Annotated in this window: 12 protein-coding genes; 9 read left to right on the top strand and 3 right to left on the bottom strand. The window is 54.1% G+C overall.

Annotation, left to right across the window (positions count from 1 at the left end; genetic code table 11):
• Nucleotides 1-105 precede the first annotated feature (105 nt).
• The 7 genes from pyrB to ALMA_RS04890 are packed head-to-tail and all read left to right on the top strand — an operon-like array spanning nucleotide 106 to nucleotide 6,471.
• Nucleotides 106-1,113: an aspartate carbamoyltransferase gene (gene pyrB, locus ALMA_RS04920; RefSeq protein ID WP_094726593.1), complete on the top strand. Its 1,008-nt coding sequence runs from the start codon at nucleotides 106-108 to the stop codon at nucleotides 1,111-1,113.
• The gene (locus ALMA_RS04915) at nucleotides 1,113-1,544 is read left to right on the top strand and encodes an aspartate carbamoyltransferase regulatory subunit (RefSeq protein ID WP_094726592.1); all 432 of its coding nucleotides are present in this window, start codon (nucleotides 1,113-1,115) and stop codon (nucleotides 1,542-1,544) included. Before pyrB ends, ALMA_RS04915 begins: the two co-directional genes overlap by 1 nt.
• 2 nt (nucleotides 1,545-1,546) lie before the next feature.
• Entirely contained in the window at nucleotides 1,547-2,953 is a 1,407-nt protein-coding gene (locus tag ALMA_RS04910; protein ID WP_094726591.1) for a dihydroorotase, read from the top strand.
• The gene (gene pyrF / locus ALMA_RS04905; protein ID WP_094726590.1) at nucleotides 2,941-3,879 is read left to right on the top strand and encodes an orotidine-5'-phosphate decarboxylase; all 939 of its coding nucleotides are present in this window, start codon (nucleotides 2,941-2,943) and stop codon (nucleotides 3,877-3,879) included. The genes ALMA_RS04910 and pyrF overlap by 13 nt, the downstream gene beginning before the upstream one ends.
• Nucleotides 3,876-4,694 carry an iron-sulfur cluster-binding protein gene (locus tag ALMA_RS04900; RefSeq protein ID WP_094726589.1) on the top strand — a complete coding sequence of 273 codons (819 nt, stop codon included), beginning with the start codon at nucleotides 3,876-3,878 and terminating at the stop codon, nucleotides 4,692-4,694. The genes pyrF and ALMA_RS04900 overlap by 4 nt, the downstream gene beginning before the upstream one ends.
• A complete protein-coding gene (locus ALMA_RS04895; protein WP_094726588.1) occupies nucleotides 4,695-5,675 on the top strand; it encodes a dihydroorotate dehydrogenase in 981 nt (326 codons plus the stop codon).
• A gap of 31 nt (nucleotides 5,676-5,706) precedes the next feature.
• Nucleotides 5,707-6,471, top strand: coding sequence for an orotate phosphoribosyltransferase (locus tag ALMA_RS04890; RefSeq protein WP_094726587.1), 765 nt, complete (start codon nucleotides 5,707-5,709; stop codon nucleotides 6,469-6,471).
• A 527-nt stretch (nucleotides 6,472-6,998) separates the two neighbouring features.
• On the opposite strand, the gene ALMA_RS04880 is transcribed toward ALMA_RS04890, so the two are convergent.
• A complete protein-coding gene (locus ALMA_RS04880) occupies nucleotides 6,999-7,181 on the bottom strand; it encodes a hypothetical protein (protein WP_094726585.1) in 183 nt (60 codons plus the stop codon).
• 174 nt (nucleotides 7,182-7,355) lie between these two features.
• Here ALMA_RS04880 and ALMA_RS04875 point away from each other — a divergent pair, with 174 nt between their 5' ends.
• Nucleotides 7,356-7,541, top strand: a complete 186-nt coding sequence (locus ALMA_RS04875; protein ID WP_094726584.1) for a hypothetical protein — start codon at nucleotides 7,356-7,358, stop codon at nucleotides 7,539-7,541.
• 87 nt (nucleotides 7,542-7,628) lie between these two features.
• On the opposite strand, the gene ALMA_RS04870 is transcribed toward ALMA_RS04875, so the two are convergent.
• Nucleotides 7,629-8,555 (bottom strand): LysR family transcriptional regulator, encoded by a 927-nt coding sequence (locus ALMA_RS04870; protein WP_094726583.1) that lies wholly within the window; start codon nucleotides 8,553-8,555, stop codon nucleotides 7,629-7,631.
• A gap of 9 nt (nucleotides 8,556-8,564) precedes the next feature.
• Nucleotides 8,565-10,166 carry an ABC-F family ATP-binding cassette domain-containing protein gene (locus ALMA_RS04865; RefSeq protein WP_094726582.1) on the bottom strand — a complete coding sequence of 534 codons (1,602 nt, stop codon included), beginning with the start codon at nucleotides 10,164-10,166 and terminating at the stop codon, nucleotides 8,565-8,567.
• Between the two features lie 189 nt (nucleotides 10,167-10,355).
• Here ALMA_RS04865 and uvrA point away from each other — a divergent pair, with 189 nt between their 5' ends.
• Nucleotides 10,356-13,247 carry an excinuclease ABC subunit UvrA gene (gene uvrA / locus ALMA_RS04860; RefSeq protein ID WP_094726581.1) on the top strand — a complete coding sequence of 964 codons (2,892 nt, stop codon included), beginning with the start codon at nucleotides 10,356-10,358 and terminating at the stop codon, nucleotides 13,245-13,247.
• Nucleotides 13,248-13,301 lie beyond the last annotated feature (54 nt).

Here is a 13,301-nt window from a genome sequence, read left to right as displayed (position 1 = left end):
TGTCTGACGAAACGGCTAGGCTATATGAGGTCACGGCGTCCAGTTTTATGAACCCGCAGTGCCCGTACATTCCTTCATGTTCAGCGAATCCAGGAAGGCGTGCTTATGTCTGCACAGTTGAGCTCTTCTCTCGTAGGAAAGAGCGTCGTTACTCTCGATGATTTATCCGTTCCTCAAATCGATGACCTGCTACTGAAAGCCCGGTACATCGATTCCCACAGACGTGAGGTGGCCCACACATGCGATGGTCGTGTGCTGGCCACTTTATTTTATGAGCCATCCACGCGCACGCGCCTGAGTTTCGAGACGGCCATGCTGCGCCTCGGAGGACAGGTCATAGGCTTCGCTGGAGCGAATCAGTCTTCCGCGTCGAAGGGTGAGACCATAGCAGACACGCTGAAGACCGTGTCGAATTATGTGGACGTGGTGGCCATGCGTCACCCGAAGGAGGGCGCGGCACTGGTGGCCTCCCAGGCGGTGGATACTCCTGTGATTAATGCGGGAGATGGTGGCCATATGCATCCTACGCAGACTCTGGCAGACCTCGCCACCATTTATAATCGCTTCGGCCGCGTGCATCATCTCACTGTGGGGCTGTGCGGCGACCTCACGTTCGGACGCACTGTGCACTCGCTCATCGAGACACTGTGCCGCTTTGGGGACATCACGTTCGTCCTCATCTCTCCTCGTGAGCTGCGCACTCCGCAGTATGTCCTCGACCGCATTAACGACACGCCATCCTGCTCCTACGTCGAGGTGCAGGATATGACTGATGTCCTCGGAGACCTCGACGTTCTGTACATGACTCGAGTTCAGCAGGAACGCTTCTTTAACGAAGACGACTACCTGCGCCTGCGTGACACATACATCCTCGACCGCGAAAAGCTCGCGCTCGGAAAAGACAGCCTTGCGGTACTCCACCCTCTTCCTCGCGTAAACGAGATAGCCTTCGACGTGGATGAGGACCCACGCGCTGCCTACTTCGAGCAGGTGAAGAACGGTATGCTCATGCGCATGGCTCTCGAAAGCTCAGTCGTGGGCGATGAGCTTCCAGGCTATGACCCAGAAGTTATGGAAAACGACATTCAGACGATTCAGGAGGTGCACGCATAATGCAGGTGACGAGCATAACCGACGGCATCATCATCGACCATGTGCCAGCAGGGCGTTCTCTCAAAGTCCTCGACTTCTTAGGCATAGACCCACGAAAAACTCGCCTGGCGCTCATCATGAATGCGCAGAGCCCCACCTTCGGTACGAAAGATATCATTAAGATAGAAAGTGACGTGGTGGTGGATCTGAACATTCTGGCTCTCGTAGCGCCTTCTGCCACGGTAAATGTGGTGCGTGAAGGGGAGATTATCTCGAAGGAAAAGCCAGCGCTTCCTCTGCACGTGACGAATGTCATCACCTGCGTAAATCCGCGCTGTGTGACGTCCACGGAGCGCGGCATCAAGCAGCAGTTCCACCTCGTCAGGGGGCATGAGGACGCGCGCGGAATGCAGTACCGGTGCGATTACTGCGACGAAGAGGCTAAACTATAACCATGACCACTATAATTACAGACATCCGCATCTGGGATACCGGCGAGACCATCACGGTACGTATCCCAGATGAACACGCAGACGCGGAGCGCGTTCTCGACGGCAGCGCGTGGGTCATCGCCCCGGGCTTCGCTGACCCGCATGTCCACTTCCGCGACCCTGGCCAGACAGATAAAGAAACCATGGCTACGGGTGCCGCTGCAGCGGCTGCAGGCGGGTATACGAGTGTACTCATCATGCCGAATACACTGCCAGCACTCGATGGCGTGTCTTACGACGGCATGGACGCTCTCGAAGACCTCGAAAACCGTGAGGATCTGCCAGTGCGCTACGCTTTGTGCGCTTCAGCATCGAAGCAGCGGGAGGGCTCGGCAGCCTCTGACTTCGAGGACTGGAAAGACCGCCTGCGCAAAGGATCGAAGCACTATAAGCATCCTGTCGTGGCTGTCTCGGACGATGGTGCCGCTGTGACGAATTCTACGCTGGAGAGCGTGGTACAGAACTGCCTCGAGGCGCATATTCCGTTCATCGACCACTGCGAGCATCATACGACGGGTGTGATGAATGAGGGGCCAGTCTCGCGGAAGCTCTCACTTCCGGGGATTCCTGCCGATACGGAGCTGAACATCGTGGAACGGGACATCCGTATGGCACGTGCCACCGGAGTGCATCTCCACCTCCAGCATGTGTCCACTGCCGCCGCATTTGACGCTATTCGCCGAGCGAAGGATGAAGGTGTACAGGTGACGTGTGAGACCGCACCGCATTACCTCGCTCTGAATGATAGTGCTGTAGAAGAGTATGGCACGTACGCGAAGATGAATCCGCCTCTGCGTTCTGCTGCCGATCAGCTGGCTACCCTCGAGGCTGTGTGCGACGGGACCGTGGATATGATAGCCACGGATCACGCCCCACATACCGCTGAAGAGAAGGGATTCGGCGCGCTTGATGCGATGATGAGCGCTCCGAATGGCATCATCGGTCTCGAAACCGCATACCCGGTTCTGCGTCAGGTGCTCGTAGAGGAAGGCTACATCGACGACACTCGGCTTGTGGAGATGCTGTCTGTGGAGCCGCTGCGTCTTCTGGGCGCTCAGGCCTTCGACATCGCTGCGTTCGCTCGTGCTCATGACGGCGAGCTGGACTTCGCGTCGCCGGATATTCACGCTTTGGAGACGCATGAATTGTCCCAGACGGATATACCGGGCCAGCATCCGGACGTCGTCATCCTCGCGCCGTCCGAGCAGTGGACCATCGACGCCGAAAAGTTCGCCTCGAAAGCGCGGAACACGCCGTTCGACGGATGGCATGTGCGCGGACGGGTGGTCGCGACGCTCTGTAATGGTCAATTGACGCACTCGCGACTGAATGATTACGACGATAAAGGACTCACCTCGTGCGAAAACTGAGAGAAGCCATACGCGCTACCGGAAATCCCAGCGTCGTAGGACTGGATCCTACAGATGCTCTGCTACCAGCCGTTCTCCTGCGCGATGCGGGAAGTCTCGAGGATAAGGCAGAAGCGTACTATGCGTTTAACTGCGCGATTATCGATGCTGTGGCAGACATCGTTCCTGCAGTCAAACCGCAGATAGCTATGTATGAAGCGCTCGGACCCGCCGGTGTGGCAGTCTACGCGCGCACGAATGCGTATGCTCAGGCGCAGGGACTTTATGTTCTCGGCGACATCAAACGAGGAGACATCGGCAGTACAGCAGCAGCATACGCCGCTCATCTGAGTGTAGACGTGTGGCACGAGGACGCGGTGACGGTGAATCCGTATCTCGGCTCGGACGGCATCACGCCGTTTGTGGATGCTGCTGAGGAGTACGATAAAGACATCTTCGTGCTCGCGAAGACGAGTAATCCGAGCTCGAGTGAACTGCAGGATCTGCCAGTTTCCGATGGGGGGATGACGCTGGCTGAGCACGTGGGGGGTCTCATCGAGCAGTGGGGCGGAGCGTCTTCATCTTCTTCGTCGTCTTCATCGACCGGATACTCGCGCGTGGGCGCAGTCGTGGGCGCCACGCATCCTGAAGCGGGTGCACAGCTGCGCGCTCTCATGCCACATACCTTCTTCCTCGTACCGGGGTACGGTGCACAAGGGGGAACTGCTGCAGGACTTGCTGGATTCTTCGACTCGGCGGGCTCGGGAGCACTGATTAATTCCTCGCGTGGCATTATAGGAGCGTGGCGTGCTCGGCCTGAAGCGTTCGACAGCCTTTCGACATCGGCAGCACTTGAGATGGTCGGTACTGCTGCACGAGAAGCAGCAGTCGCTATGCGCGAGGACATCACGACGGCTTTACGAGAAAGGACTAAGGAGAGCGCATGAGCTGTGCGAGGACATTTCTTCAGACAAATCCTGAGGGGCGCGCATACCTGCCATCGCGGCGTACCGTGGAGATAGTGGGACATGAACTGCTGACGGAGAGCATCGTGCAGCTGACGGTGCGTGACGAATACATCGCTCAGCATGCGCAGGCTGCACAGTTCGCAAACCTCTACAGTTCAAACTCCTTGCAGATCTCTCCACGTCCCTTCGGCGTGGCCGAAGTGCATGATGACGAGGTGACGTTCCTTTTTGCAGTAGTGGGGCGCGGTACTGAGGAATTTCGGGATAAGCAGGTAGGGGACACTATCGACATCTTAGGACCTCTCGGAAAATCTTTCGACCTGTCTGAACCGGGGCGCTATCTGCTCGTGGGTGGCGGTCTCGGTATACCTCCTATAGCTCACGCTGCGCAGAAGCTTTCTGGGCGTTCAGATGTTCAGGCCACTGCGCTGCTGGGCTACCGTGATGTTCACTTCGCCGATGAGATGCTTATGCGTCACTGCTCGGATGTCCGCGCGATAGAAAATGAGCAGGGTAATGTGATTACTTTGCTGGACCAGTGGCTGGCCGAACAGGACGGGGATGCACGTAATCTTTCGGACGTCCACATCCTGACCTGTGGGCCACATCCGATGATGAAGGCCGTCGCATCCTGGGCTTTTAAGCGTGACGTGAAAGCGCAGATGAACCTCGAAGAGCGCATGGGCTGCGGCTACGGCACCTGCGTGGTGTGCATTACGCCGACCATTCATGGAAACCAAAAGGTGTGCATAGAAGGACCTGTCTTTACTCGAGAAGAATTAGGGTGGGAGTAGATGAGCGCGAGAGAAACGACGACTGAGCTGCAGCACGTCCACTTCGATGCGACTGAGCCTCGTACATTTCGGCATGGTACCGTGGTGGCAGGCGTGCCGTGGAAGAGTCCTATAGGCACGGCAGCAGGAACCTATAATCTCGATGCCTGCTCCGTCTACTATAACCCAGCCATTCTCGGAGCAGTGTCCACGAAGGGCGTCTCTCCCGTACCCTGGGAGGGGAATCCTGCGCCCCGCACTGCGGAAACCCCTGCGGGGACAGTGAACTCTGTGGGTCTGCAGAATCCTGGAGTGGACCACTACCTCGAGGATGACCTGCCTCGTCTGAAGGCTATGGGCGCTACAGTCGTCTCGAATGTGGCGGGGCATAGTGATGATGACTTTGCCGAAGTAGTGGAAAAATTGGCAAAATCTGAAGCAGACATGCTCGAAATAAACGTCAGCTGCCCGAACGTGAAGTCCGGAACGTCCGTGGGAAAAGATCCCGTGGCGCTCTGCACGCTGCTCAAGCGCCTGCGGCCACTGACCGACAAGCCACTCATCATCAAGCTCACACCAAACGTGGATGATGTGGTACCCATCGCGCGTGCTGCCATAGAAAACGGTGCGGATGCTGTCTCACTCATTAATACTTTCGTGGGAATGCGCATCGACACGCACACCGGTCGGCCAATTCTCGCGAATGTGACGGGCGGCGTGTCCGGGCCGGCTGTCCACCCGATGGCCGTGGCCATGGTCTATAAGATTCGTCAGGCATTCCATGATTTTCCTATCATCGCCATGGGAGGAACGTTCAGCGGGGACGATGCGCTGGAGTTCCTCTACGCTGGGGCAAATGCGGTAGAAGTGGGCTCTGCAGCTCTCGTCGATCCAGCAGCGCCAGTGCGCATAGCGACAGAACTCGACGAACTGCTCGACTCTCGACCTGAGCTGGCTGACGCGCTAGCTGTGGGGAAGAACTGGATACACGTACAGGACTAAGACGACTACAGGATAAGAAGGGGATAGAACCATGACACAGAACTTTACGCGCGACTTTACAGCTTTTCTGCTGGAGAGCGAAGCACTGAAATTCGGCAGCTTCACGCTGAAATCTGGACGACAGTCACCTTACTTTATTAATGCTGGGTCCTTTAATACGGGCTCTCGCGTAGCACGACTCGGCTCCTTCTATGCGCAGGCTATTCGCTCCGCGCAGGAGCGGGGGATTTTGGGCGAGTTTGACACGGTGTTCGGGCCAGCCTATAAGGGCATTCCTCTGGCGGTGACTACGGCGATGGCCCTGAGTGAGGCTGGGGGAGAAGCTGGGTCAGGGGCGTCTGACAGTGGAGCTGACGGTGAGTCTGTCAGTGAATCTGGGGGCGCTGCACGAGCGGAGGTGGGATACACCTTCGACCGCAAGGAAGTCAAAGACCACGGCGACGGTGGCATGTTCGTGGGTACGCAGCTGACGGATGGTATGAAAGTACTTCTCGTCGATGATGTGATGACTGCCGGAACTGCTGTACGCGAAGTGGTACCGAAGCTTCAGGCTGCAGCGAATGTGGAGATAGTGGGACTGGTTCTGTCTGTAGACCGCATGGAAAAAACGAAGGACTCGGATATGTCTGCCGTGGCTGCCGTGCAGAAAGAGTTTGGTTTCCCTGTGCTCGCCATAGCGAACATCCACGATATCATCGATGCTGCGCGAGGCATGAGAGATGAAGATGGGCAGCTACTCATCGACGCTTCTCGAGACGAGCATATTCGCGAGTACTTTGAGAAGTATGGGGCGTAGGAGCGAGCTCAGGGAGTGGAGTAGTGGCGAAAGGCCATGTCGACCTTCTGAGGTTTGAAGTTCATACGTTTTCAAGGGGCTGGAGCGATAGTTTCCAGCCCCTTTTTTCTATGCTCTGCGAGGGGGGGGCGGGGGAGTGGAGGTGGAGCTGGGGATGAGCTTCGGGAGTGGCGGGTGTGGGGNGGAGGATAGGGGGGTGATGCGCGGATGGTCAATCCTCAGCCGAGGCAGATTTTGGGCGGAAGTGACTGTCCGAAGTCTCAGAACGGATTATTTTGGGCGGAAATGACTACGGGGATGGTCATTCTCGCCCAAAAAGATATGGAGAGTATTTCCTCTCCTCGTTTTGTGCGAGAATGGCTGGAGTTCGACCAGACGAAACGACTTTTGCGCACAAATGACTATGACGTACGCGGGTCAACCTACTTTTGGGCGGAAATGACTACCTTCACAGTCATTTTCGCCCAAAAGCCGAGCATCACAGCCCTCTATCACGCCGAATAAAGTCAGACGCTCACCCTCCATAATTAGTCCTTAGCTCCAGTCATCGTCCAGGGCGTAACTGCCTGCGTGGCCGCTGCATACTGCGTGAGAACGAAGTCGCTGTCTGTAGATATGCTGCAGACAGCGCGGATAGTCGGCAAGTCTTCGAAGAGGGCGAGTCTTCGAAGTGGGCGTGGCGCGCACTGCATGGAGTGCTGATCATACATAGGTCTCGTGCCTTTTAGCCTCGCTCTCGTTCCGAATATCTCGCTCGTCATCATGAATAAATTCTCACCGATCTACGGAGGGAAGAGGCCATCGCGCGCATCACCACGGCGAGCCTGTACGCTACAGAACAGACGACGCTCGCGTATATACTGACGGCCGTCGAGCCTGCGTTCATGCTGGCTCTTATGCTCGTTTTTCCTGGCTTTGCTGTCAATTCTTCCATGAACGATTCGGCGGCCTCAGACGCAGCGCAGATGATGATCTGGTGGAGTACTGTCCTAGCGCGCATTCTCACAGCAGTGCTGGCCCTGATTTTCCAAATATATGCTGCCCGTAAGGAGCGGGATGGGATAAGGTAAGGTAGGATCCTGAACATAAAAATCGAGGGTGTGTGCACGACTGCTGAGAACTGTGCACACACCCTCGATTTTTACCGTAGCAAAATCTTAGCCTTCTATCGTGCTATACCCATGCTTACGTACCACTTCTTTCAGCTTCGAAATGTACGTCTCAGCAGCATGAGAAAGATTCGACCGCTCATTCGTAATCCAGCCCACGAGCATACGGTCATCAGTATCCAGAGGAACAGTGACTATCTTCTCCGTATTCAGGTCTTCATTATCGATACCCGTGGAGATGGTATATCCGTTCAGTCCTACGATGAAGTTCAGATTCGTTGCACGGTCTGTTACATTAATCTGCTTCGACGCATACTCGGGCCATACTGCTTCTTCAGCGAAATAGAAGCTTCCTTCTTCACCTTGTTCGAACTGGATAAACGGGTATGGCTTCAGATCCTCCATGGTGAGGCGATCTTTCACAGCGAGCGGATTCTCACGCGAGATGAACACGTGCAGCCCGGCATTAAATAACGGATGGAACTCGAGATGCTTTTCACGCAGAAGCTTATTAATCACGTTTCGATTAAAATCCGAGGTGTACAGGATGCCTATCTCGGAGCGCATGTTCGCCACAGATTCGATAATCTCACGTGTTCTGTCCTCTCGTATAGAGAACTCGTATTCTTCCGAATCCGACGAATTAATCATCTCGACGAACGCTTCTACGGCGAACATGTAGTGCTGCGTGGACACCTGACAGAGCTGCTTACGTGGCTTCGTATGCTTATAGCGCTCATTCATGAGCTCGGTCTGGTCGAGAATCTGACGCGCATACTGAAGGAACTCCACTCCATCTACAGTCAGGGCGATGCCCTGAGAGGAGCGTGTGAAAATCTCTATGCCCATCTCTTTTTCCAGCTCTTTAACAGCGGAGCTCAGAGCTGGCTGGGAGATGTACAGAGCGTGGGATGCCTCGTTCATAGAGCCGCATTCCACGATCTTCACGATGTACTGAAGCTGTAAAAGTGTCATATCTGTATCTTACTCCAATGCCACCAAGTCTAAGTAGGAATCATTCCAGAGGTCCTCATCCCCATCCGGTAAGAGAAGTACGCGCTCCGGTTCAAGCGCTTCCACAGCACCTTCGTCATGTGTGACGAGAACTATAGCGCCTTCATACTTCGAGATGGCATTCAAAATCTCATCTCGCGAAGCTGGGTCGAGGTTATTCGTCGGCTCATCGAGCAGAAGCACATTCGCCTTCGAGGAGACAAGCGTAGCGAGAGCAAGTCTCGTTTTTTCACCACCTGAGAGTACTTTCGTCTGCTTATAGACGTCGTCCCCGGAAAAGAGAAAACTACCGAGAATAGTGCGAATCTGTGTATCATCGAGTTCAGGAGCTACAGCCTGCATATTCTCGAGAAGAGTTTTCTCCGTATCCAAAGTATCGTGCTCCTGTGCGAAGTAGCCTATCTTCGCTCCATGGCCGTACTTTACTTCTCCCGTATCTGGTTCATCCTGACCTGCGAGAATACGTAGCGTCGTGGTCTTACCTGCACCGTTATATCCGAGAATAACCACGCGAGAACCCTTATCCACGGCGAGGTTTATTCCCGCGAAGACGATATTCGAACCAAATGCTTTCGAGATGTCTTCTGCCATGATAGGGGTGCGACCGCATGGTGCAGGAGTAGGGAAGCGCAGGTCTGCCACTTTCTCCTTCTTCTGCTCAGGTTCTGTGGACTCCAGCAGCTTTTCGGCGCGACGAATCATGTTCTGAGCTGCTACTGCCTTCGTAGCCTTCGCATGAAGGCGTATGCCCTGCTGCATCAGACGCTCGGCCTTCTTCTGAGCCACTTCACGCTCGCGGCGGCGACGTTCCTCATCGACTGCTCGTTGCTTCAAGTATGCTGCCCATCCCAGTGAATACATGTCTATTTGGGCGCGCTGCGCATCCAAGTGCCAGACTTTATTCACCGTCTCGCCGAGAAGCTCTGTCGAGTGGGAGATAACGAGGAATCCACCTGCATAGCTTTTCAGATACTTCTTCAGCCACTCGATGGAGTCTGCATCCAAGTGATTCGTCGGCTCGTCGAGGATAAGGGTATCCGCATCCGAGAAAAGAATGCGCGCGAGCTCGATACGCCTACGCTGACCACCTGAGAGCGTGCCGAGCTGGCGGGGAAGTACATCCTGACTTATGCCGAGACTTTCCGCCATGACTGTGGCATCTGACTGCGCAGAGTAGCCGTTCGCATTTTCGAAGTCCTGCATAGCTTTATCGTAACGTTTCATGGCTTTGGTCATGACGTCCGGGTCAGGGTTCGTCATCTCGCGTTCAGCTTTACGTATCCGCGCGACGATAGACGCGATGTCTCGAGCAGACATAATCCGGTCGAGTGCTGTCTGCTCAGGATCTGCTGCATGCGTATCCTGAGGAAGATATCCCAACTTTCCCGAGTAGCTTACTTTTCCCGCCGACGGAAGCATTTCTCCAGTAATAACACGTGTAAGTGTGGTCTTCCCAGCACCATTTCGTCCGACGAGACCGATGCGGTCCCCGGGAGAAACATGAAAATCTGTCGGCGCGAGCAGCTGCCTCGCTCCGATACGAATTTCCAATCCTTGAGCTGAAATGGCCATGCGGTCCTCATTCTACGGGTATGATGCTATAGGAATGGGTACACGTGCGTGTACTCGTGTTTTATAGTGTACCCGACAGGGTGGAACATTCGAAAATTTGTTCGAATGTTCTGATAGACTACTCATCAGAGAAAACTCAAGCGAATAGTCTGGAATAGAACGCGGAAAACCGCGCAGAAGGGGAGTGTCGTGGCGAACGAAACTATCATCGAGGACCTCCATGGTGTACCACTCACGGAGAAAATAGTCATTCAGGGTGCCCGAGAGCATAACCTGAAAGACGTGGACCTCGAGATACCGAGAAACAAGATGGTCGTCTTCACAGGGCTTTCGGGTTCTGGAAAGTCATCCCTTGCTTTCGACACGCTTTTTGCAGAAGGGCAGAGGCGATATGTAGAGTCCCTTTCTGCATATGCTCGCCAGTTCCTCGGACAGATGGATAAGCCTGATGTGGATCTCATCGACGGATTAAGCCCAGCCGTATCTATCGACCAGAAGACGACGAATCGTAACCCTCGCTCCACTGTGGGAACCATCACAGAAGTGTACGATTACCTTCGTCTCCTCTATGCACGCACAGGCATTCCTCACTGTCCTGAATGTGGAGAGGTTATCACCGAACAGACACCTCAGCAGATAGTAGACTCCCTTCTCACCCTTCCAGAGAAGACCCGCTTCCAGCTGCTCGCTCCCGTAGTTAAGGGACGCAAAGGGGAATTTGTCGAGCTCATCGAGACGTTGCGTACCGACGGTTATGCCCGTGCGCTTATCGATGGAAAGCTTACCCAGCTGAACTCGGAGATAACACTCAAGAAGCAGAATAAGCACACTATCGAGGTAGTCATAGATCGTCTCGCTGTCCGCGATGGTATGCGTCAGCGTCTCACCGATTCCGTAGAAACTGCCCTACGTCTCGCTCATGGCGTGGTTATAGCGGACTTCGTGGATCTCGATGAGAAAGATCCTGCGCGCCGCCGCCCGTTCTCAGAGAACCGTAGCTGTCCAAATGGTCATGAGCTCGAACTCGAGGAGATAGAACCACGTACATTCTCCTTTAACGCTCCCTACGGAGCCTGTCCTGAATGCACCGGCATAGGCTTTAAGCTCGAGATAGATCCTGAACTCATCATTCCTGATTCATCAAAGTCCCTTGCTGATGGAGCTATAGAACCATGGAACGGTTCGAAAACTCAGACGCAGTATTACCAGCATCTGCTCGAGGGACTTGCTGATGAGCTGGGCTTTAGCATGGATACGCCATGGGGAAAGCTTAGTAAAGATGTGCGCGATGCCATCATGTATGGGCATGACTTCAAGGTAAAAGTAAGCTACCGAAACCGCTGGGGGCGCATGCGCGAGTATACATCCGGATTCGAGGGTGTCGTGCGCGCGCTTATGCGCCGTCACGACGAGACTGATTCTGATGCTATGAAGCAGTACTATGAGTCATACATGCGTGAAGTACCATGCCAGGTCTGTGGCGGAAAGCGCCTCAAACCTGAAGTTCTTGCTGTGACTGTAGGGGATGAGTCTATCATCGACGTGTGCGATATGCCTATATCCCGTGCTTACTCGTGGGTGCAGAATCTCAAGCTGGAAGGATCCTCAGCACAGATAGCAGTGGAGATTCTGAAAGAAATCCGTGCACGCCTCGGGTTCTTGAACGATGTGGGACTGACATACCTCACTCTTTCTCGAGCGGCAGCCACACTTTCGGGCGGTGAAGCACAGCGCATTCGCCTCGCCACGCAGATAGGTTCCGGACTCGTAGGCGTCATGTATGTCCTTGATGAGCCTTCCATAGGCTTGCATCAGCGCGACAACGAGCGTCTCATTAAGACTCTGCATAATCTTCGTGATTTAGGAAATACTCTCATCGTCGTGGAGCATGATGAAGACACTATTAAGACAGCAGACTGGCTTGTCGATATAGGTCCTGGTGCTGGCGAACACGGCGGAGAAATTATCTTCTCTGGGAATGCGAAACGCATTACAGAGGCTACACGTTCCATCACGGGCGCCTACATCAGCGGCCGCAAGAAGATACGCATTCCTGAGAAGCGTCGTCGCGTTTATAAGACGAAGAATCTACGTGTGGTAGGAGCTCGAGAAAATAATCTGAAGAATATAGACGTCCAGTTCCCACTAGGCGTCCTTACAGCAGTAACTGGCGTGTCCGGATCTGGAAAGTCCACCTTAGTGAACTCTATCCTCTATCCTGTTCTCGCAGATAAACTGAATGGTGCTCGCATCGTCCCAGGCAAGCATACGCGCGTGGAAGGCGTGGACCAGGTGAAGAAGGTTATTCACGTGGACCAGAACCCTATAGGTCGTACTCCACGTTCGAATCCTGCCACATATACAGGCGTGTGGGATAAGATTCGCACTCTTCTGGCGAAAACTCCTGAGGCGCAGGTGCGTGGATACGGCCCCGGACGTTTCTCTTTTAATGTAAAAGGAGGGCGCTGCGAAGCGTGCCATGGTGACGGTACCATAAAGATAGAGATGAACTTCCTGCCAGACGTGTATGTGGACTGTGAAGTATGCCATGGACGCCGTTATAACCGAGAAACTCTCGAAGTGAAGTATAACGGAAAGTCTGTAGCGGATATCCTTGAAATGCCTATAGAAGAGGCTGCTCGCTTCTTTAAAGCCTATCCATCGATTTCGAGATATCTGCAGACGCTCGTCGATGTAGGACTCGGGTATATCCGTCTCGGTCAGCCAGCTCCTACACTTTCTGGGGGAGAGAGCCAGCGAGTAAAACTCGCCACTGAGCTGCAGAAACGTTCTGATGGTAAGACGGTGTATATCCTGGACGAGCCTACGACAGGTCTCCATTTCGAAGATGTAAATAAACTTATGGTCGTTCTTCAGGGTTTAGTCGATAAAGGGAATACTGTTATCGTTATCGAACATAATCTCGATGTCGTTAAGTGCGCAGACTGGATTATAGATATGGGTCCTGAAGGAGGCGATGGCGGTGGTACTGTAGTTACCGAGGGAACACCAGAATCCGTGGCAGCTGAAGCGAATAGCTGGACTGGCAGATTCCTTAAGCCGCTCCTGAATGTGAAGTAACACGAATGTGAAGTAACACGATACTGAAATAAAAGAGCATCTCAAGAAGAAAGG

The sequence above is a fragment of the Alloscardovia macacae genome, from assembly GCF_002259705.1.
GTDB lineage: Bacteria > Actinomycetota > Actinomycetes > Actinomycetales > Bifidobacteriaceae > Alloscardovia > Alloscardovia macacae.
The sequence above is the reverse complement of the archived record's forward strand: the minus strand, read 5'-3'. Positions and strand labels throughout refer to the sequence as shown.

Bases quoted from the DNA above. Each gene is read 5' to 3' on its own strand.
- ALMA_RS04890 (WP_094726587.1), top strand. From the start codon at position 5,707: ATGACACAGAACTTTACGCGCGACTTTACAGCTTTTCTGCTGGAGAGC.
- ALMA_RS04865 (WP_094726582.1), bottom strand. From the start codon at position 10,166: ATGGCCATTTCAGCTCAAGGATTGGAAATTCGTATCGGAGCGAGGCAG.
- ALMA_RS04895 (WP_094726588.1), top strand. From the start codon at position 4,695: ATGAGCGCGAGAGAAACGACGACTGAGCTGCAGCACGTCCACTTCGAT.
- pyrB (WP_094726593.1), top strand. From the start codon at position 106: ATGTCTGCACAGTTGAGCTCTTCTCTCGTAGGAAAGAGCGTCGTTACT.
- ALMA_RS04875 (WP_094726584.1), top strand. From the start codon at position 7,356: ATGCTGGCTCTTATGCTCGTTTTTCCTGGCTTTGCTGTCAATTCTTCC.
- ALMA_RS04915 (WP_094726592.1), top strand. From the start codon at position 1,113: ATGCAGGTGACGAGCATAACCGACGGCATCATCATCGACCATGTGCCA.
- ALMA_RS04880 (WP_094726585.1), bottom strand. From the start codon at position 7,181: ATGTATGATCAGCACTCCATGCAGTGCGCGCCACGCCCACTTCGAAGA.
- ALMA_RS04900 (WP_094726589.1), top strand. From the start codon at position 3,876: ATGAGCTGTGCGAGGACATTTCTTCAGACAAATCCTGAGGGGCGCGCA.
- ALMA_RS04870 (WP_094726583.1), bottom strand. From the start codon at position 8,555: ATGACACTTTTACAGCTTCAGTACATCGTGAAGATCGTGGAATGCGGC.
- ALMA_RS04910 (WP_094726591.1), top strand. From the start codon at position 1,547: ATGACCACTATAATTACAGACATCCGCATCTGGGATACCGGCGAGACC.